The 20,042-nt window shown below is 42.8% G+C and carries 18 protein-coding genes and 1 pseudogene; 10 read left to right on the forward strand and 9 right to left on the reverse strand.

Going from position 1 to position 20,042, the window contains the following annotated elements; translation table 11 throughout:
• Window positions 1-681 precede the first annotated feature (681 nt).
• Complete coding sequence (locus tag FN961_RS20830; RefSeq protein ID WP_144042097.1) at window positions 682-1,137, reverse strand: GNAT family N-acetyltransferase; 456 nt, start codon at window positions 1,135-1,137, stop codon at window positions 682-684.
• A gap of 183 nt (window positions 1,138-1,320) precedes the next feature.
• Here FN961_RS20830 and FN961_RS20835 point away from each other — a divergent pair, with 183 nt between their 5' ends.
• A complete protein-coding gene (locus tag FN961_RS20835) occupies window positions 1,321-2,049 on the forward strand; it encodes a YebC/PmpR family DNA-binding transcriptional regulator (protein WP_144042098.1) in 729 nt (242 codons plus the stop codon).
• An 89-nt stretch (window positions 2,050-2,138) separates the two neighbouring features.
• On the opposite strand, the gene FN961_RS20840 is transcribed toward FN961_RS20835, so the two are convergent.
• Window positions 2,139-4,100, reverse strand: a complete 1,962-nt coding sequence (locus FN961_RS20840) for a S9 family peptidase (protein WP_144042099.1) — start codon at window positions 4,098-4,100, stop codon at window positions 2,139-2,141.
• A gap of 323 nt (window positions 4,101-4,423) precedes the next feature.
• Window positions 4,424-6,337 carry a multiheme c-type cytochrome gene (locus tag FN961_RS20845; protein ID WP_144042100.1) on the reverse strand — a complete coding sequence of 638 codons (1,914 nt, stop codon included), beginning with the start codon at window positions 6,335-6,337 and terminating at the stop codon, window positions 4,424-4,426.
• A gap of 856 nt (window positions 6,338-7,193) precedes the next feature.
• Here FN961_RS20845 and FN961_RS20850 point away from each other — a divergent pair.
• Window positions 7,194-8,078: a radical SAM protein gene (locus FN961_RS20850; RefSeq protein ID WP_144042101.1), complete on the forward strand. Its 885-nt coding sequence runs from the start codon at window positions 7,194-7,196 to the stop codon at window positions 8,076-8,078.
• Between the two features lie 9 nt (window positions 8,079-8,087).
• Here the strand turns inward: FN961_RS20850 and FN961_RS20855 are convergent, their stop codons facing one another.
• From FN961_RS20855 to FN961_RS20870, 4 genes are all read right to left on the reverse strand, one after another.
• Window positions 8,088-9,029, reverse strand: a complete 942-nt coding sequence (locus FN961_RS20855; protein ID WP_144042102.1) for a LysR family transcriptional regulator — start codon at window positions 9,027-9,029, stop codon at window positions 8,088-8,090.
• Window positions 9,026-9,979 carry a LysR family transcriptional regulator gene (locus tag FN961_RS20860; RefSeq protein ID WP_144042103.1) on the reverse strand — a complete coding sequence of 318 codons (954 nt, stop codon included), beginning with the start codon at window positions 9,977-9,979 and terminating at the stop codon, window positions 9,026-9,028. The genes FN961_RS20855 and FN961_RS20860 overlap by 4 nt, the downstream gene beginning before the upstream one ends.
• 377 nt (window positions 9,980-10,356) lie before the next feature.
• Window positions 10,357-11,391, reverse strand: a complete 1,035-nt coding sequence (locus tag FN961_RS20865; RefSeq protein ID WP_144042104.1) for an outer membrane beta-barrel protein — start codon at window positions 11,389-11,391, stop codon at window positions 10,357-10,359.
• A gap of 418 nt (window positions 11,392-11,809) precedes the next feature.
• Window positions 11,810-12,643: a mechanosensitive ion channel family protein gene (locus FN961_RS20870; RefSeq protein ID WP_144042105.1), complete on the reverse strand. Its 834-nt coding sequence runs from the start codon at window positions 12,641-12,643 to the stop codon at window positions 11,810-11,812.
• 207 nt (window positions 12,644-12,850) lie between these two features.
• On the opposite strand from FN961_RS20870, the gene FN961_RS20875 reads away from it, so the two are divergent.
• Window positions 12,851-13,315 (forward strand): hypothetical protein, encoded by a 465-nt coding sequence (locus FN961_RS20875; protein WP_144042106.1) that lies wholly within the window; start codon window positions 12,851-12,853, stop codon window positions 13,313-13,315.
• A 62-nt stretch (window positions 13,316-13,377) separates the two neighbouring features.
• On the opposite strand, the gene FN961_RS20880 is transcribed toward FN961_RS20875, so the two are convergent.
• Window positions 13,378-13,596 carry an HP1242/YdcH family protein gene (locus FN961_RS20880; protein ID WP_144042107.1) on the reverse strand — a complete coding sequence of 73 codons (219 nt, stop codon included), beginning with the start codon at window positions 13,594-13,596 and terminating at the stop codon, window positions 13,378-13,380.
• Between the two features lie 333 nt (window positions 13,597-13,929).
• Between FN961_RS20880 and udp the strand changes: the two genes are divergently transcribed.
• The 7 genes and pseudogenes from udp (at window position 13,930) to FN961_RS20915 (ending at window position 18,705) form a co-directional block, all read left to right on the forward strand.
• Window positions 13,930-14,688 (forward strand): uridine phosphorylase, encoded by a 759-nt coding sequence (gene udp / locus FN961_RS20885; RefSeq protein ID WP_144042108.1) that lies wholly within the window; start codon window positions 13,930-13,932, stop codon window positions 14,686-14,688.
• A gap of 268 nt (window positions 14,689-14,956) precedes the next feature.
• Complete coding sequence (locus FN961_RS20890) at window positions 14,957-15,418, forward strand: NfeD family protein (RefSeq protein ID WP_144042109.1); 462 nt, start codon at window positions 14,957-14,959, stop codon at window positions 15,416-15,418.
• Between the two features lie 58 nt (window positions 15,419-15,476).
• The gene (locus FN961_RS20895) at window positions 15,477-16,409 is read left to right on the forward strand and encodes an SPFH domain-containing protein (RefSeq protein ID WP_144042110.1); all 933 of its coding nucleotides are present in this window, start codon (window positions 15,477-15,479) and stop codon (window positions 16,407-16,409) included.
• Complete coding sequence (locus tag FN961_RS20900; protein WP_144042111.1) at window positions 16,406-17,338, forward strand: SPFH domain-containing protein; 933 nt, start codon at window positions 16,406-16,408, stop codon at window positions 17,336-17,338. Before FN961_RS20895 ends, FN961_RS20900 begins: the two co-directional genes overlap by 4 nt.
• Window positions 17,339-17,544: 206 nt before the next feature.
• Entirely contained in the window at window positions 17,545-17,667 is a 123-nt protein-coding gene (locus FN961_RS20905) for an NUDIX hydrolase (protein ID WP_373293461.1), read from the forward strand.
• Between the two features lie 266 nt (window positions 17,668-17,933).
• A pseudogene (locus tag FN961_RS20910) lies at window positions 17,934-18,209 on the forward strand (NUDIX hydrolase); the annotation flags it as partial.
• A 139-nt stretch (window positions 18,210-18,348) separates the two neighbouring features.
• Window positions 18,349-18,705 carry a RidA family protein gene (locus tag FN961_RS20915; protein WP_144042112.1) on the forward strand — a complete coding sequence of 119 codons (357 nt, stop codon included), beginning with the start codon at window positions 18,349-18,351 and terminating at the stop codon, window positions 18,703-18,705.
• 474 nt (window positions 18,706-19,179) lie between these two features.
• Here the strand turns inward: FN961_RS20915 and hchA are convergent, their stop codons facing one another.
• Window positions 19,180-20,034: a glyoxalase III HchA gene (gene hchA / locus FN961_RS20920; protein ID WP_144042113.1), complete on the reverse strand. Its 855-nt coding sequence runs from the start codon at window positions 20,032-20,034 to the stop codon at window positions 19,180-19,182.
• Window positions 20,035-20,042 lie beyond the last annotated feature (8 nt).

Consider the following 20,042-nt stretch of genomic DNA (forward strand, 5'->3'; position numbering starts at 1 on the left):
CTTATCCACTTAAGCACGTACGTGCAATGCCTACCTCGATGTCGACCCGCCGCTAAGCGGGCTCCCCAGTTCAGCGACTTCGTCACTTCTCGCTACAAAGCAGCTGAATGCTGCGCATCCACAGCGCAACTTTTTCGCCCCCATGTGTCCCCTTCGGGGATAATAAAGAGTAGGGCGAATATTGCGATAGCGATGTGCTTATGAGTGCGAAGCTTTAACGTAGCTGGCCATGACAGGCGCCTATTTATTCTCGAAAGAGAAGCGATAAAGCCCGTTGCTAACGCAACGGGCTTTTTTCGTTTTGACTGAACGAACATGAGGAAACTTTCGTAATAGATGGCGATCGTAGCTAATACCAATCAGTATAAGAAGTTGATCTACTCAGAGTGTTTTTTGGCAAACTAATTCAAGGCGAATGGATGACATAATGGTTGTTCCCTTATGAGTTCATTCAACGCAGAACTAGGCAGCCAAAAACACTCCTTACAGGCGAGTTTTAGCGGTTCTGATGCTGTGTTAACGAGCTTAACCGTAGAATAACTATGCTCTTCACTCGTTGCCTTGCCTCAGGACCGCTAAACTCTCGCTGAGCGATCAAATCTTTATACTGATTGGTATAATTCTGATCTACAGAAGGAAGTGGCGGGTAAGAATAAGGAATCCGCTAGACTCCTTCTCTGTTTATGTTCGTTGGTACAGCATGTCGAGATGTGGGATCCCATCTTCTAAATAGACATCTGAGACGGGTTCGAACCCTAATTTTTGATAGAAGGCTTTAAGGTATTCCTGCCCTCCAAGTTGAATATTGTTCTCGGGCCAGTGTTTGTTTGCTAAAGCGATTGCTTGATTCATTAAAGATTTAGCACTTCCGCCACCTCTGGCCTTTTCGGCTACGAGGACGCGGCCGATACTCGAATCTGGATAACTGACACCTGGGGCAAGTACGCGTGCATAAGCGACGATTTTGCCCAGCGGATCTCGACCAATAAGGTGGCGAGTGTCGGGATGTCTATCTTTGTCGTCTAGCTCTGGGTAGGGACAATTCTGTTCGACAATAAAAACGTCTACTCTCAGTTTTAATACGTCGTATAGCTCATCAAGGCTGAGTTGTTTAAACGACAAATCACTCCACTTCATATCTTCCCCTAAGGCATAAAAATTCAGTGTATCACCACTGGGCTATAGCGAAAAGTCACATGAATATGAGATTTTATGAAGCAAAATCAAATTTTATTAAATTAAAAAACGCTAGTGTGCAAAAAAGCTGATAAAGCTGCTAATATTGCAGTCAATTTTTTAGTCTTAATGAGAAAGAGTGAGATGGGAAGAGCATACCAGAACAAGAAAGAATCTATGGCCAAGACGGCAGGACAGAAGACCAGAATTTACTCTCGCTATGGTAAAGAGATCTATGTTTGCGCTAAGAGTGGTGGTTTCGATCCTGACGGTAACCTTTCACTGCGTCATTTGATTGCTAAAGCTAAGAAAGATCAAGTTCCTGCTCACGTTATCGAACGTGCTATCGAGAAAGCTCGAGGCGGTGGTGGTGAGGATTATGAGACTGCCCGTTATGAAGGTTTCGGTCCAGGTGGTTGTATGGTTATCGTCGATTGCCTCACTGACAATGTGAAGCGAACCTTTACTGAAGTACGTCAAGCATTCGTCAAGAACGATGCTAAGTTGGGCGGCCCTGGTACCGTAGGTCATATGTTCGAGCATCAAGCTATTTTTGTCTTCAAAGGTGAAGACGAAGATGAAGTGTTAGAGATGCTAATGATGGCTGATGTTGATGTGACTGACGTTGAGCTTGAAGATGGCATGATCAGTGTTTATGCCCCACACACCGAGTTTTACAAGACTAAAACGGCATTAAGTGAAGCAGATCCTGAAGCTGAATTTGAAGTGGAAGAGATCACTTTCATTCCACAGACGATGACTGAACTTGATGATCCTGAAGTGATTGAGCAGTTTGAAAAGTTCTTAGCCGCACTTGAAGATTGTGATGATGTGCAGAACGTCTACCACAACGCTGAGCTACCAGAAGATTAGTTCGTAGAATCACATTGAACGAATGATATAAGCTCAATCAGGACCAATGGCCTTGATTGAGCTTTTTTATATCGATTAACCTAGCTTGACTACTTTGTAGCTATTTTCTTTGGTGTATCAAGATAGGTATCAAGGAAGTCGACATAGGCTTCTGATGCTGTGATACGGTTATTTTTCTTACGGAAACCGTGCCCTTCATCATCAAAGACGACATACTCTACTGGCACACCATTTTGCTTCACTTTCTCTACCAGCTCATCACTTTCAATCTTAAGTACCCTAGGGTCGTTGGCACCCTGAATAACCATCAGTGGTTTAACGATATTTTGAGCATGGAAGAGTGGAGAGATAGCTCTATGACGTTCTGCATCTGTTGCAGGATCGCCCATCTCATCATACAAGGCTTGTTTAAATGATTCCCACCAAGGTGGAATTGAGTTTAAGGTACGCACCCAGTTAGTGACCCCGAAGATGTCGATGCCGACTTCAAACTCTTCAGGTTCAAATACGAGTGCTGCTGCGGTCATATAACCGCCGTAGCTGCCGCCCATGATGCCTATCTTATCTGCGTCTATCCAATCTAGTGTCTGCAGGTAGTTTTTCCCGTAGATGATGTCTTGTAGGTCATTCTCACCGTGATTTTTATCATCTAAATGGAAGAATGTTTTACCGTAGCCAGAGCTGCCTCTGTTATTGACAGCAAAAACAGCATAGCCATGATTGATCAGGTGTTGGCGCATAGCACTGTAGCCTGTGCGACTCTGACCTCCTGGTCCCCCATGGACAAAGACAACCGCTGGTTTCCTATTTTCAGCGCTCGCACCTTTAGGTTTAAACAGCAATCCTGGGATCTCTAAGCCATCAAAACTCTTAAAGCGAACCACTTCACTTGCCACTAAGTCTTTGGGGTTAATCTGAGGGTTTAAAGCCTGAGTGAGTTGTTTGGCAGAGCCACTGTCCATTTTCCAGACGAAGAGGTTAGAAGGAGAGATGTCTGAGTTAATATAAAATGACAGAGTCTGTTCATCTTTAGAGAAGTTGACGCTACGCAGGTCGCCAGCGGGGAGTTCAGGTAAGGTTAACTCTTTGCCCGTAACAGTGTCTAAGATACTGATGAGTGTACTGGCATCGGCATTGACGCCAGATACTCGATATCTGCCTGATTCAGAGAAATAGACAAAGCTGACATTCCAATCTGCTGCAATCGCTAAACTGTGCTTTTGTGATTCGAGATCATATTGCCAAACTTGCGAAAACTCGCCTTTTGCATCTGTGCCGTAATAGAGCTGCTTACTGTCAGGCGAAAATGTCATTGGGCGGTAGTTTGCTGGGTCTTTATGTTCGCTAATGAGCGTAGGTTTAGCGGAGCGTTTTCTCAAATCAAGTAGGTAGGTATCACTGTCTCTATTTGTGTGTGCTTTGGCTAGTGCGACGAACTGCCCATCTGACGAGACTTCTGCTACTTCAAATCCCTGTACATTTTTAAAAGCCAATGTGCGCTGATAAGTTTTTGCATCGTAACGGTAGAGATCCATAAATTTAGGATCGCGCTCATTGGTCGTTGCATAGAAAAACTGGCCGTCATTAGTAAAATTAACAAAGTTGGCGCGAGTATTATCAGTATTGGTTAGGTCGTTAATTGTGCCATCGGTTTCACGAACGAATAGGTGATAAAGCTCATTACCGCCGTTATCTTGGGTTAGCAATACGCGGTCATCGTTAGGGAACCAAGACACAGGGTAAGTGGTGTCTTTAAAGTCGGTTAGTGCGACTTGTTCGCCAGTGCTTATGTCCATTTTATACAGATTAAAGATCCCACTTTGATCTGAACCGATTAAAATAGAACTTCCATCGGCAGAGAATGATGAACCGAAATAAGTCGTAGTTTCAAAAAAGGTTTTGGCATTGTATTTTGGTACAGACATCGATACTTGAGCTGATTCACTTACTGCAGCACTGCTGACGTTATTTGTTGAGTTTGAACAAGCACTCAGACCTAACCCTAAGGTTACGGCTAGTGCTAGGGCACTCAGATGAAGAGATGTTTTCATATTTCCCTCTTTAATATCCCAAATATTAGTTCGAAATAGTTAGTTAAAATCCATGTATTTTGTTTTATAAATCATTCTTTTCATTAGAGCTCTTTTCAAAACCTCTAACGGTAGAATATAAAATAGACAGACCTAAACTAATCGAAAATGGAGCTAAAGGCGAATGAGTAATATGAAATAAGAGTCGTAGCTTGGAATATGTAAACCTTAAGGCAACAAAAAAGGGCCCCGAAGAGCCCTTTAGTCTTAGTTAATCAATTGAGATGAGAGTGACAGCCTGCAGGGTAGCCATATTCCATCTCAACTGATCATGTTCAGATGACCTAAAGTGCGCGGTCGAAAATGTGGAATTTCTCTATGCCATATGACTTACCTTCTGCATGACAGGTTGCACAAGATTCAGACGTTGGCAATGTGTACCAATCCTCTAGCTTGACGGCATTAATTTCACCGCCTTGTTGGATCATATGATTCTTCGCTGAAGTATCGTTATGACAAGCAAAGCAGTTGGCGGTAATTGGGCTACTCATTACACCGGATATGCCACCATTGTACGCTTTTGATAATAGGTACTGATTCGGAACCGCATCTAGATCGATACCATCTGCGTGGCAAGTTACACAGTTTTCAGCGTTTAATCGATCGGCTGAATTGGCTTCACCATCAGGATCTGTCGCGGTATTACCGACACCCCAGTGCATGCTATGCACCATAGGGCCAAAACCTGGTGCTGAGTTCTTCGCACTACGATCTTGTCCGTTGTTGTGACAGGCTACACAGTCTTTACCACCTTCATTGTAACTGCCATTCTTATGGTAATTAGTCTCGTTGGTATGGCAACTTGTACAGCTGTTTGCGGTCACACTATGACGCCGTTCAAACGCTTGAGTTTTAATGCCATCATGGTCGACGACATCTGAATAACTGGTGAAGGAGACACCGTCATACCCGCCATCATCATCTTGTTGTTTAAAGGTCACGCGTGTACTTGCGGTAAGACCAGCTAAGCGATAATCAGTTTTTAATCCATCAAGGTGCGGATAACAGATCGAACGACTGCCATCGATATTCTCAATGTATTGCTCTGATCCGCGTGGGCTTGGGCGACCTACAAGGGAGTCATCATGATAACCATGGATATAGGCGCCCGCGTATGTCAGGGTTCCATTGGCATATAAGGTAGCGATGTTTAACTGAGATTCACTCTCCTCTTCAGTATTGAACAGAGCGATATCAGTACACCACCCTCCGTCAGGGAAGCTGTCCCACTCTAAGTTTTCATTAATATAAGGTGCAGCCGTTGTTGTGTAGTGATGCTCACGAAGTTCGGCACGAGTCGTCACTTGCTTATGGAATAAGCGGGCGTCTTCACCATTGTTGAAAGCATCAAGCTGCGCAGCTAAACCATTGGCACCAATACCTGCTGCATCATGACAATCTGTACAAGTTGTCATGGAATAAACGGTCGTGATCGGCTTTTCATGGCAGGTGTAACAGTTGGATGGGGCAAAGTCTTTTTCAAAGGTTTGGTGATTGATATGACCAATCTTTTGCATGGTATTTCGCGCGTAACCGCCATCATCACGGGCGATATTGCCATGACATGTCATACAACCTGCAACTAGGTCGGTTTCACCTTCAGGATTAATCGCCGTATAACTCGGATGCTTTAAGTGTGATGCAGCATAATCAGTATGACAAGCGTGGCAGGTCGCAGTTGAGGTGGTATGAATGTCGTCACTCTTTGCGACGACCATATAACGAGATTTAGCAATGTTATCACCGCCACCAACGGCAAGACGGATTAGACCTTCTGTGGCGCCATTGACTGAAGCCATAGGGGCTATAAATTCATAGTGACCCGGTTCTATCTCTGTTAGCGTCGCTCCCTCGCTGGCTTCGCTCGCACTGCCGCCTAATATTGTTCCTTCAAAATCATCACGACTACGACCAATGCCTTTATCGGTTAATTCAGCTACTTCAGCATTGGCTTTTTCAAGGCCTGTAATTAACATCTCTGCTTCATTGGTGATCTCAAATTCAAACTTAACTTTTCCCTCTTCGAGAGTGTGTGAAATCACCTCAACATTTGTCACTTGAGATGAATCTACCGTAGGAGGCTTTGGACTTGTTCCATCCTCCCCGTCACTGCCATCTTTACCATCGCTGCCACAGGCGCTAAGTCCTATGGAACCGGCTACAACTAAGGCTAAATATTGCTTATTTAACACTTTCATCGTCACTCCCAAATATCATTTTTATAATTAAAGTCTCTTGGTCCCCGCAAATAACCTTAACGATTTTAAGTAGATGATAATGAAGAAACACTGGGATTATTGACTCGGGTCAAAGGTTTATTGAGTAAAAATCAGACTGATAACTTACTTTTAAAAGAGTGTTTAACGGCTGGGTACATGCGAGCTATAAAAATATACAAACTAGTAAGGGGTGATGACTTTTTATACATTTGTCTCTATGAATGTACACTGAAATTAAGCTGAAAAAATCATCAGTATCTGAAGTTGATTTTCTAGATAAATATTTAAATTTAATTTAAATATAGAAGGTTAGCGTATGCTGTGCGGGATTATTATGATGTAAAATGAAAGGAGCACCGACTGTTGGTACCCCTTATTGATAAGGGCGTCTTTTATTGAGAAGCTTATTCATTAACTTGGTGTCAGCGCAACTACTTAATCCATTGTGCTAGCAAGGATGAACATTTGTATTGGCTTTACCAAGATACAAACAGTGACATATAAACGCCGATGATCAAATCGATGCAGGTGTTGTAAGCTGGGTATAAGTGATTAGTGGTTCACTAAATCCTTATCGCTTCGCCTGTCTTGAGCTTATAAGTTTATTTGCCTGGTTCTTATTTTACGTACGCAGGCCGATGCTACCTGTTTTTTTACACGGTTAAGTGTATCTCGTGATACCTAAAGGTATGTTGAGAGATTTCAGAATCTTTGTATCGATTCCGAATGCTGTTAGTTTAACCAAAGCTAATTAAATCAAAATTAAATTAAGGTTAATGGATTCTCTGTGAACCGCTTGTACTCTAGTATTCTGTCAATATTGAAGAGGTGAAATTTGTTACGTTATATTGAACCCGTATTTCGTCCGCCATCTGAGTGGAAATCATTAATTCTGCAAGTAACCAATGGTTGTAGTTGGAATCGTTGCACATTTTGCGACATGTATACGGCGCCTCAGAAGCGATTTCGTGCGCAGAAAATAGAGAGCATTTTAGCCGATATAGAGACCGTTGCTGGCACTGGCCAAGATGTCTGTCGGGTTTTCCTTGCTGACGGCGATGCGATGAGTCTGCCATTTGAACGTTTAGAAGCCATCTGTTTATTGATCCGTGAACACTTGCCTAATGTGACGCGAGTGAGCAGTTATTGTTTGCCTAGAAACCTAAAAAATAAGACACCTGAGCAATTGACGAGATTGAGAGAGCTAGGTCTTTCACTGCTTTATATCGGTTGTGAAAGTGGCGATGATGAAGTGCTTAAGAGAATTGATAAGGGTGAGACCTATGCTTCGTCATTAACTGCGTTACAGAAGATTAAAGCGGCGGGAATAAAGTCTTCGGTGATGATATTAAATGGATTAGGTGGCAGTGAGCTTTCAGAGCAACATGCTATTAACTCGGCGCGCTTGATGAATGCCGCACAGCCAGAATATCTGTCGACTTTAGTGGTCACTTTGCCTTTAGGTACTGAGCGGATGGATAAGGCTTATGATGGACAGTTTTCATTGCCAAATCAGGCTGGGCTGTTCAATGAGATGCACACATTGCTTAGCCATCTTACCCTTGAGAAAACCATTTTCCGTTCTGATCATGCATCTAACTATCTCGTTCTTAAAGGTATATTAGGCAAGGATAAGTCGCGGTTAATCTCTGAGGTTGAGCAAGCCATTAACCACCCTTTACAGATTAGCTTGAGAAAGGAGTGGCAAAGAGGGCTTTGAATTAGCTTATTAGGGGGTCATTACTTCTTGCTCTTTGAATCCGCCGACTAACATCAGGCAGTTGTTTTTAAACCATTGCACTAATGGATCTTGGTGGACTCTGGCATGCCAATAAAGGGTACTCTCGACTTCTGGCAGATCGTCATGACTGATAATGGCGAGCTTTTTTTGCCAATAAGGATTTTGGCTAATAATGTCAGAGATAAAAGCAATGTGTTTCCCAGCTAATAGTCCATTGCACAGCACCAACATTGAGCTGGTTGAAAAGCTGACCTTACGGCTTAGATTATTTGCTTGAGCTAACTGGGTTATTTGTGGTTCTGCGGCATTTGAGGCTGAGTATTCAGCCGTATCGAAACTGAATATATCAGCCAAGTTAAGATTGGCTATTTGGTTGATAGAGTGGCTCGGACTCGATGCGATAGAATACTTATCTAGGCTGAAGCGACGCCCATGAATATTGGCAGGTGGCAGCTCTGTACCACCAATACAAAGATCTAACTCTCCTGATTCAAGCATAGAGAACATGTTTTTAGGTTTATGCAGGAATTCCAGCTCAACATTTGGGGCTGCTTGCATGACCATTTCAAGGATTTTAGGGACAAGTTCGGAGGTCATGGCGTCGATAAATGCAATGCGCACGACGCCGTGCACTTCCTTGGGATCGAACGACTTCTGTAAAATGAGTCTGCTACTCATCTCGAGCCATTCCTCTAATCCTGGTCGCAGCAGTTTGGCCTTCTTTGTCGCCTTAATGCCTTGTCCATGTTTAATGAACAGAGGTTCATCGAATAAGCTACGTATCTTCTTCAGGTTTTGACTCATGGCAGGTTGAGATATATCGAGTCGCTCAGCACTTTTAGAAACACTCTCCTCCTTAATTAATACTGCTAGACTGAGCAGTAAATTAAGGTCACAGCCCTGTATTATTTTCAGATCTGAGTGGTTCATGATGTTGTATCACCTAGCTGTTTTATTAAGATTGAGGAGAGCAGTTTTCTGAACCACTTTTGCAGTTCAAGGTTTCGGTTATGTTCGTTCCAACAGCATTTCAATTCAAGTTCTATGGTATCGCCTAACCAGATAAAATCTTCCACCTGATGATGCTCAAAAATTCTGACCGAGTAGTGCGGAAGTAGCATGATAGTGCATGGCGCTGTCATTGCTTGAGTCAGGGTACTTAAGGAGCCTGAGGTCATAGAGTATGAGGCGTCTTCCGCGTTGATTGTTTTGAGCGCGTTAATCATATGAATTTGATTATGCTCTTGATATTGATACCTCAACAGCTTAAATGGGCTCTCCTCTATAATATGATAACCATTATTTAGCATGTCTATATATTCGGGGGCGCTGTTATCTAATGTGACTAATTGCCAAGGATATTTGGCAATGACTTGACTACGGATTGGCTTAGGCACGGAATCATAAAAGCCCACAATTAGATCTAAATGCCCGCGTCTTAGCATTTTAAACCCCTCTGTTTGCTGGGTCATGTATTCAAGTTCAATGCCGGGAGCATGCTGGTCTAATTCAGCAATCAGTTCTGCGATACACATCTGTGCAAGTACATCATTCATCATTACCCTGATTCTGCCTTGCGCTGTGGCAGGATTAAATGTGTCCCCTTCCAAAATAGTGAGCACGCGATTGAGTATCGGCTTTAGCTCCAGTTTTATGGTGTTTGCCTTATTGGTAAGCGTCATGCCATTGTGACTTTTAACAAGTAGGGGATCTTCAAACATCAGACGTAGACGCTTGAGTATCTGACTCATGGCCGATTGAGATAATCCAAGTTCCTTAGCTGACTTAGTAACATGCGCTTCTTTTAGCAATACAGATAGAGCGATGAGCAGGTTGAGATCGCAATCTTTTAGTTGTTCGATTTTATTCTCTAAAGGCATGTCGTCGTTCTAACTCTATGGTGGGGAGTAACGAGTCGACTATAGATGAAATGCTGGCATCGGCAAAGGGGGAGGAAGTAAAAAGGCCTTCCTTGGCCTTTGGGATCACAAACTGGTTTGTTAATCTAAGTAAATTAACTGACAAAATGAGAGTATTACAGGCTGTAATGCTCTCATTCTGTTAAAGGGTCCGTCCTATATCAAGGTGTCTAATCCTTAGACTTAATGACGTGACTTAAGTGTTGAATGCTATTTATCTCTTGAGCTTTAATACCAGAGGATCCAATCCTTAGACGATTCGGGTCCATATTACTCTGATAGTAAATGTGCGCTAACACGATCAATCAAAGGGGCATTCAAGCAAGCTTAAATTGGTCTTAAGATGCAACAACCTGAACTTCACTGGTTAGAGTGATAGTCACGCGACGCTCTAGAGCGTGGTCAGCAAGGGTGTTGCCTTGTGCGCCTTCTGAACCCGTCGCTTTGGTTTCTAATTTCTGAACTTCTACGCCGTGAGTCGTAAGGTAATCTTTTACCTGTTGAACACGAGCTTCAGATAGTTTCTGGTTGTAAGCAGAAGGACCTTGGTTATCTGCCTGACCGTCTAGCATGATCACATCATTGTCATTTAACTTTGAAACGCGGATAACTTCATCGAGCTTAGCTTCAGCTTTGCTGCTTAACTTTGAAGAATCGAATCCGAATAGCACTGCAACACTACTTTGCTGAACTTCAGTTGCATAAACAACTTCTGGAACTGGAGTGATGATAGCTTCTTCTACGACAACAGGGATAACGGCTGGTAGAACAGCTGGTGCAATGTGAGCTGGTTTAACACCGAAACGGTAAACCATTTGTAGACCAACAGTCTGTGCATCCATGTTGGCAGTGTTCCAAGCTGTTTCATCGACGTTAGCGAAACGACGGTACTTAGCTGACACTTCTAAAGCATCGGTGATCTTGTAACCTACACCGGCACCAAAGTAAGGAGCAGTGTCTGTTGCACTGACATATTTATCAGCACTCATCTGGTGAGCTAAATGATATTGGTAAGCACCGGCTTCACCAGTTAAGAACCATTTTTCATTGAGTGGAAGTGTACCCACTAGGCCAAGAGTAAAACCATCTACTTTAATTGATTGAGAACCATCAAGTCCGCCCCACTGATGAGTATCATCATCGGTGCCAAGATCTTGCCAGCCAGCTTCGACTGCGAAATATTTGTTTAATTGATAACCTACTATAGCGTTCCATGCTAAGTCGCTATCATCACCTAAGTGACTAACTGCATCGACTGATTCGTAATTGCTTTGACCTGCACCAGCACCTATATACCAAGTGTTGTCTACGTCAGCAGCGTTTGCGTATGAGAATGTGCTCATTAGTGCGATAGCTAGAATTGATTTTTTCATCTTTGTGCTCCCTATGGAAATTAAAAATCTTTTTTTTCTATGGGGCGTATCTTGATGAGTTTATTGACTTGAATCGAGACTGTATTACTTATAATGATTATTCGTTTTACTTATGTTTATTGTGTGTCTAACGACAACAATTAAAATTGAGTTAGGCTTTATGGATAATTATAGTCACCGATATACCAGTCCATATTCCATTTATTGATGTATTTTAACTAAAGTTAAAACATTAATCTTTATTAATTTAAATGGTTGCAGTGTGTTTCTTGTTCTGGAAGGCTATTTAAAGGAGAACATATGGTGCGATACGTTGAGGATGTTAGTTACATTGATTAATAAGTATTTTGAATTATCGTGGTAATTTGTCATTAGGCAGAACAGAGCGTTGTTAGCTTTGAACTGCCCATTAATACCTTTAACTCTCTATATGGATCTCTCTTACAGGGCAGGGAATCTCAATATTAGCCGCCAATAGAGCCCGATAAATGGCTAGGTTAGCGTGGTATTTATCTTGGTAGTACGTATCAGTAGGTACCCAGTAACGTATGCTTATCTCAATTCCGATACTGTTAAAGTCATTGATACCAATAAGCGGGCTTTGTTCATGATAAACACGAGGGCATTGAGTGACAGCCTCTGTTGCTAAGGCGATGACTTCATCGGGATCTGACTTATAGCTGATATTAAACTTGGTCTCGACCAACTTGTTGGCAAAAGAGTTATGCAGTATCTCACCGACAATGTGTTTATTGGGGATGTTTATCTGTTCTCCCTCTTCATTTATAAGCACTGTCATCCCGAGGTAAATATCCTTCACAACCCCGGTAACGTCTTTAATGCTGATGGTATTGCCGACGACAAAGGGACGAGTGACAATGATGGTGATCCCAGCCGCATAGTTAGAGAGCATTCCCTGTAGGGCTAAGCCAGCCCCTAATGATGCCGCACCTATTGCTGCGACCATAGGCGTAATGCTTATCCCAAGTTTACCGAGACAGACAATACCGACCATGACGATGATCAGTATTCTGAGCAAGTTAGTCACGAAATTACTCAAGGTGATATCGATATCATGCTTTTTCAGTTGGCTGGCAACTAGGTTCGATACCTTGTTAGCGACCCAGAGACCAAGTAGGAAAATGAAAAAAGCGCCTATCAGTTGGAAACTGTATTGAACCAAGAATTCATAGATGATGTTGTACACACCTTGTAGTTGTTGAAGTTCCTGCTCTAGTTGATCTTCCTTCATATCCCGTCCTATTTATGTCTTTTTTGGTATAATGCCATTGAGCTTAGCTTACTGACATTTGTCTCTTTTGGAACTGAAATTTTATAGACAGCTCCTTCTCATGTAATATTGTGCGTGAAGGGGATCATGAATTAACTATTTCGACCATGTGGTTTTATGGAGAGTCGAGTACTCTTGAGGCTATTTTTACTTAACAGGAGATCAAATATGAGAGCGATAATTTTTATTAGCTGTATGTTCCTTGCTAACTTTGCTCAAGCGTCATTTTATGAAGCTGGTGATCAAGTGACCCCAATACAGTTAGAAGATCAATTTGAACAGAAAGTTGAAGTTAATGCCAATACGCTAGCGATACTTTTTAGTCGTGATATGGATGGCGGAGATATCATTAAAGAGGCGTTAACATTACAGATTGCAGATGGCGAGAAGATCCCAGCCACTCAAGTCTATATCGCAGATATTAGTGGTATGCCTTCACTTATCGCTAAATTTGTGGCAATTCCTAAGATGAAAGATCTCCCATTCCCAATTGGACTGGACAGAGAAGGTGAAGTGACTAAGCTGCTTCCTTCTGACGAAGATATGGCAACTTTGATCTTACTCAATAATTTGAAAGTGATAGATGTGCATAACTTTGGCTCAAGTGCCGAGTTAGCCAAGGCTTTACGCTGATAACATCGATTTGATGGTGACATTAAAAATGGGCGCATAAGCGCCCATTTTTGCTGGAGACGCTACTGAGGCTGTATTGACTTGAGAATAGTGTGGAGTTCCTCTTTTACGTGTAACTTTTTCTTTTTAAGCTCTTGAACCTCATTGGTAAAGGCGGTCGAGCTATGTTGTTCTAATTCCTTAATCTCATCATCTAGCGCATTATGTTTGTTAAACACCTTTAGAAAGTGTGCGTCGTCAGTTTTTAACTTAGTGATGAGTGCTCTGTATTCAGGAAACATAAGTTCAACTCCTTGTCTGTTTATTCTCGATTCCTCTTTAAACTAGCGCGATTTTCACACAGGTAATGTGATGTGGATCAACAAAACTCCCATTGTTTTAGAACAATCTATACCTGCTGTAAATACAGTGAAATGACCACAAAACGCGTGCTTAATTAACGTTTTACTCTGAATTATAATTTGATAGAGAACAATCGATTTAGTAACTACATTACAGCAAAGCATTTACCTATTGCCCTTCAAAGTGTGATCAAGTTAACCTTACTGGCTTCGATACTAGGTTAAAGTCGAAAAATAAGAATTTTATAATCTAAATTGAAAGGGGTTTTCACAATGTCAGATGTATTCCATTTAGGACTGACCAAAAAAATGTTGGATGGGGCTAGCCTAGCGATTGTACCGGGCGATCCTGAACGAGTTAAAAGAATCGCTGAGTTAATGGAGGGAGCAACTTTTCTTGCGAGTCACCGTGAATACACAAGTTACTTAGCTTATATCGACGGTAAAGCCGTGGTTATCTGCTCAACAGGTATTGGTGGTCCATCAACGTCTATTGCAGTTGAAGAGTTGGCTCAACTGGGTGTGCGTACCTTCCTACGTGTAGGAACCACAGGGGCAATCCAGCCACATGTTAATGTTGGTGATGTGATCGTGACTCAAGCATCAGTTCGCTTAGATGGTGCCAGCTTGCATTTTGCACCGCTTGAGTTCCCTGCAGTAGCAAACTTCGAATGTACGACAGCAATGGTTGCAGCGAGCCGTGAAGCAGGTCTTGAGCCTCATATCGGTATTACCGCTTCTTCAGATACCTTCTATCCAGGTCAAGAACGTTATGACACGGTATCTGGTCGCGTAACACGTCAGTTTAAAGGTTCTATGCAGGAGTGGCAGGATCTAGGCGTGCTTAACTATGAAATGGAGTCTTCGACGCTATTTACTATGTGTGCTTCTCAAGGTTGGCGTGCGGCATGTGTTGCTGGCGTGATTGTTAACCGTACACAGCAAGAGATCCCAGATGAAGCCATGATGAAGAAAACAGAAGTAAGTGCTATTTCTATCGTGGTTGCAGCTGCTAAGAAGTTGTTGGCCTAGCCTCTACTTTTAAGCTGCTTGCGGTTTGTTTAAAGATTCAAACTTAATATACAGAAGGCGCCCGTAGCGCCTTTTTTATGCCTCAGTTTTAACTAACCCTATTTTTTAACTCGAAAAAATGCCTATTGCTATCCATTTCGAACTGAGCGTTGAGATGGATATGTAGCTAGCTTTACACTTAAATGCGCATTACTTGTGACATATTATGTCGCAAGAATGGCGATCAGCTGATATAGTAGCCATAAGTGCTCAATTTTCAGGGGGAAATATGGAGTTAACGAATCCCATTATTATATGGGGCTGTATTGGACTGGTTTTGATGCTGGCTGAATTGGTGATACCTGGTGGGATAGTGATCTTGCTTGGCGGTGCCTGTTTAGTGGTGGCATCTGCGTTAGGCATAGGTTTGGTCGAAGGAATTGTCCAAAGTCTCACGCTCTGGTTTATCGCCTCTATTGTCTTATTGCTTGGTTTCAGACAAGTGACACAAAAGTTGGTTGGCGGCGACTCTCATGTGGATAACACGGACGAGGAGCTGGATATCTACAATAAAATCGCCTTAGTGAAAGAGACGATTGGGCCAGCCCAACATGCTGGACGTATCGAATTTCAGGGAACCGAATGGTCGGCTCTTGGTGATGGTAGTGAAATTGCTGCTGGTACTCAGGTTAGAATCATTTGTCGTGAAAATATTGGCTTGATTGTCGAACCAGTCAATAGTTCTAAATAAACTCATCTAATTAATGCATCGACTCGTCGGTGCAACAAACAAATAAAGGAAGGGATCTATGTTTGTGTTTACGATATTTGTACTTTTTGTCTTGTTTATTCTCTATAAACTCTTGTTAATTGTGCCTATGCGTGAGGTCAATGTGATCGAACGTCTGGGTAAGTTTCGCGCAGTGTTACAGCCGGGTTTCCATTTCCTCATTCCGTTTTTTGACCGTGTGGCCTACAAGCATGAGATCCGTGAACAGGTGCTTGATGTACCACCCCAGAGCTGTATCTCTAAAGATAACACTCAGCTTGAAGTCGATGGTCTTGTTTATCTTAAAGTGATGGATGGTGAGTTGGCCAGTTATGGTATCGAAAACTACCGTCTTGCTGCGGTTAACCTCGCACAAACCACCATGCGTTCTGAGATTGGTAAGCTCAACTTAAGCCAGACATTTTCTGAGCGTGATAGCCTGAATGAAGCGATAGTGCGCGAGATCGATAAGGCATCAGATCCATGGGGGATCAAGGTATTACGTTACGAAATTAAAAACATAACCCCATCACGTAAGGTGATACACACCCTAGAGAAACAGATGGAAGCTGAGCGTAGTAAACGTGCTGAAATCACCTTAGCGAACGCCGAGAAAGCGGCCATGATTAATCTCTCTGAAGGTGAACGTCAGGAGGCGATTAACATCTCCGAGGGACAGAAACAGAAGCGAATTAACGAAGCTAAAGGTACCGCGTTTGAAATTAGCATTGTCGCTAAGGCAAAAGCTGAAGGGATGGAGTTAGTATCAAGTGCGTTGGCACTTGATGGTGGCAATGAAGCGATGAATATGCAGCTTAAAGAGCAGTTTATTGTGCAAGTTGGCAAGATACTCAATGAAGCTGAAGTGTCAGTCGTTCCGGCTGAAATGGCTAAATTAGAAGGTTTTTTTGAAGGCATGGAGCAGGTAACCCATGCAGTAAGTTCGAATTCAGCAAGAGGAGCTAACTCATGATCGCAGGTGTAGATACAGATCTAATCGTACTGGGTATTTGGGGGCTTATTTTTGCGGTCTTTGTGATTAAGCTATTTCAATCTATCCGCTTAGTGCCGACAAAGTCTGCCTACATTGTTGAGCGTCTAGGGAAATATCATTCAACGTTAGATGCGGGTTTTCATGCCCTAGTCCCCTTTGTCGACAAGGTCGCTTATGTTCATGACCTTAAAGAGGAAACCATTGATGTACCGCCACAGGAGTGTTTCTCCAGTGATGAAGTTAACGTTGAAGTTGATGGCGTTATCTATATCTCAGTGGTTGACCCTGTTAAAGCCAGCTATGGCATTGTTGATTATCGCTATGCCGCGATTCAGCTCGCGCAAACCACGACGCGCTCAGTGATCGGTACGCTAGATCTTGACCGTACTTTTGAAGAGCGTGATGTGATCAGTGCTAAAGTCGTTGAAGTGTTAGATCAAGCTGGCGCCATGTGGGGCATTCGTGTTCACCGCTATGAAATTAAGAACATTACTCCGCCAGAGACGGTCAAAAATGCCATGGAAATGCAAGTGAACGCAGAGCGTGAACGCCGTGCATTACTGGCAAAGAGTGAAGGTGAAAAGCAGAGTAAGATTAATCGTTCTGAAGGTATTAAAGCCGAGATGATTAACCACTCTGAAGGTGAGATGCAAAAGCGCATCAACGAAGCTGAAGGTAAAGGTGAAGAGATCATCACCATCGCAAGAGCGACTGCTGAGTCTATCGAACGTATGGCCACAGTCATTGCCGCGCCGGGTGGCAAAAACGTCGTACGTATGCAACTAGGTGCGCAGTATTTAAAGCAGTTTGATGGCTTGAGTAACAACACCAGTAAAGTGGTGTTACCGGGCAATATGATGGACTTTGAACACTGGATGGACAGCATCGGTCTGGAAGAGGAAAAATAATTCCAACGACAGATAAGTAAACGGTATTTGGGGTAAGTAGCAAGTTAACGTTAGCTGCTACTAACCCTGCTTAATCTCTCTGACTCACGCCAACTCGTATCACTTTCACATCCTCTACGCTATACCACTCCTTACCACTGGCTTTATGCTGATTAAAATTAGTGCTACTTTGCTTGTGCGTTAACAATAATAAAAAAGGATTTTGTATGGCTTTCGACGACAAGTTTCGGCTCAGCAGTCACGCGGTGATTTTCGACAGCGAAAATCAGGTACTTTTGCTCAAAGCCACCTACGGTGGCAAGCATTGGGGATTACCAGGTGGAGCATAATACCAATTATATCAAGTATGTAATCAATTCAGAGTGCCTCAGAGTTTTCAATTCAAGGCGTATTGATGAGGAAATGGTTATTCCCTTTTAAATGAATGCAAAGCAGAAGTGGAAATTCTGAGTCGCTCACATAGTGCGGGTTTCAAAGCACTTTATGCTGCGTTTGGGGCTCTAGATATAGAATAACTATTAGCTTCAAGCCCCTGCCTTGCCTACAGCGCTTTGAACTCCCGCTGAATGGTCAGATACTTAATACAATTGGTATTGGAGAAACCATACATGAAGCCCTGATCCGAGAGTGCCGCGAAGAGTTGGGTTGTGAAGTTGAGATTAGCTATCTCAGTGGTATTTATTATCACAAGGCTTACAACTCTCAGGCTTTTATCTTTCGCTGTGAGATTGCTGATGGCAGTTTAATAACGCTCAGCGATGAGCACTCTGAATATCAATATGAAGTGATTGAAAACCTCTCCGCTGTGCAGCAACAAAGAGTGCGACAGTGCCTAGAGTTTGATGGCCAAGTGGTGAGTGATAAGTTCTAGCTTGAACTGTTTAAGATCGCAAATAGGCGCTTGAGCTCGACTGTTTGCATCATTTCATCCCCAACTCCTCGATTATTGCTGGCCATGCCGTTACTATCTTGCCATTGAAACTTTGGTATAACATTGATTTGGGAAATATATGAGCCTCGAAAGACTAGAAACAGCAACTCGCATGAGCCGTATCGTTAAGCACAATGGCACCATCTACCTATGTGGCCAAGTCTGTAAAGATGCCGAGCAAGGTATCACCGAACAGACTTCAAGCATGCTTGAAAAAGTGGATGCGTTACTCGCTCAAGCGGGCAGTGACAGAGAACACATCTTATCGGCCACTATCTATGTCAAAGACATGTCATATTTTACCGAAATGAATGCAGTTTGGGATGCTTGGGTACCAGAAGGTCACGCACCAGCACGTGCTTGTGTTGCCGCTAAAATGGCGAGAGAAGCCTTGTTAGTTGAAATCTCAGTGGTTGCAGCAGAGAAGGTGGCATAAACAACAATGTTAGTTAGCCTTCGAATGAAGGCTGATTACATTTTTTGGTTTGGTTCATTTGGCTTACTTGGTATTAAGTTGAACATTTAAAAGCCTTATCAGTATTGTTATCTATCACCTGCGGTGGGCGTGTGTGCAGACACTTCTGCGAGACGCCGCAAGCACATCTGACCTCCAGAGATGGAGGAAATGCAGAAAAATGTCTGGAACATTTTCTGCCATGTGGGCTCTATCAAAACAAATAACCTCCCTGTTAAAGTGCCAGTTCGGCATCCCTGCCTCTCGCTCGAAGAGTATCACTTCGCGATACCTCACCCTGTTTTGGAAGCTCGCAGCCGTATTTACACATCAGCATGCTGCAAGCAATAAATAACCTTGCTGCTATGGTATCCAGTAAACCAGCCAAACACCAACCCCGCCCAATGAACCAATCCAAAAGATATTTGAAACTTGTTATCCGACAAGTATCAACCTTTATGTTAGCTCTTTCAATAAGGTTTTAGCGGCTAGCTTTCCTAATTCATTGGCGGCTAGTGGGCTTGCACCGGTTATTAATTTTCTATCTAGGCAGACAGTATTATCCGCTTTGGTGTTAACGATATTAACGCCTAAGTGGGTTAGTTTTTCGCTGAGTCCCCAGAGCATTTTACCTGGTAGATAGCCTATTTTTGGTGTCATATTATCGACTGAATCTGGGAATACAGCCATCTTGTACCCTGCATAATAGAACTCTTTATCATTCAGAGCGGTGGCGATCAGTGAGCTTGGTCCATGACAAAGTGTGATGGTAAATAATTCATTGTCATGAGCCCAGTTCAGGGTTTTGCCTACATTTTCATCTTCAGGAATACCGAGCATGGCGCCATGTCCACCTGGGACAAATACTGCTGCATATGATGTTGAGTCGGGCAACGATGTTTCAACCAAGGTTTGTAGATTTTTTGGCTGTTCAAAACTTGATTTGTACTCATTGTAAATCGCTTTTACATGTTCATCTTTTTCTGGGAAAGCCCACATTTCAAAAACAACGGGCTTGCCAGTTGGGGTTGCTATTTCAAAGTCGAACCCCGCATTTTTAAGGTGCAACATTGGCACTAATGCTTCTACTGGATGGTTGCCAGTAGAGAACTGTTTGCCGTTCTGCATCTCCATGTTTTTGTGTTCAGTGAAAATCACTAAAATCTTCGACTTTTCTCCCTGATATTTATCGTATGTAATGTCTTCAAAATCAGTTTTACTCACCGTAGCCAGTTTTAACGCCAGTTTCGATGGCGAGTAAGATCCATCGGATTCTAATTTCGGCGCAATTCCTAATAATTCTTTAAGCATTGTTATCT

The organism is Shewanella hanedai, from assembly GCF_007197645.1.
Lineage (GTDB): Bacteria > Pseudomonadota > Gammaproteobacteria > Enterobacterales > Shewanellaceae > Shewanella > Shewanella hanedai.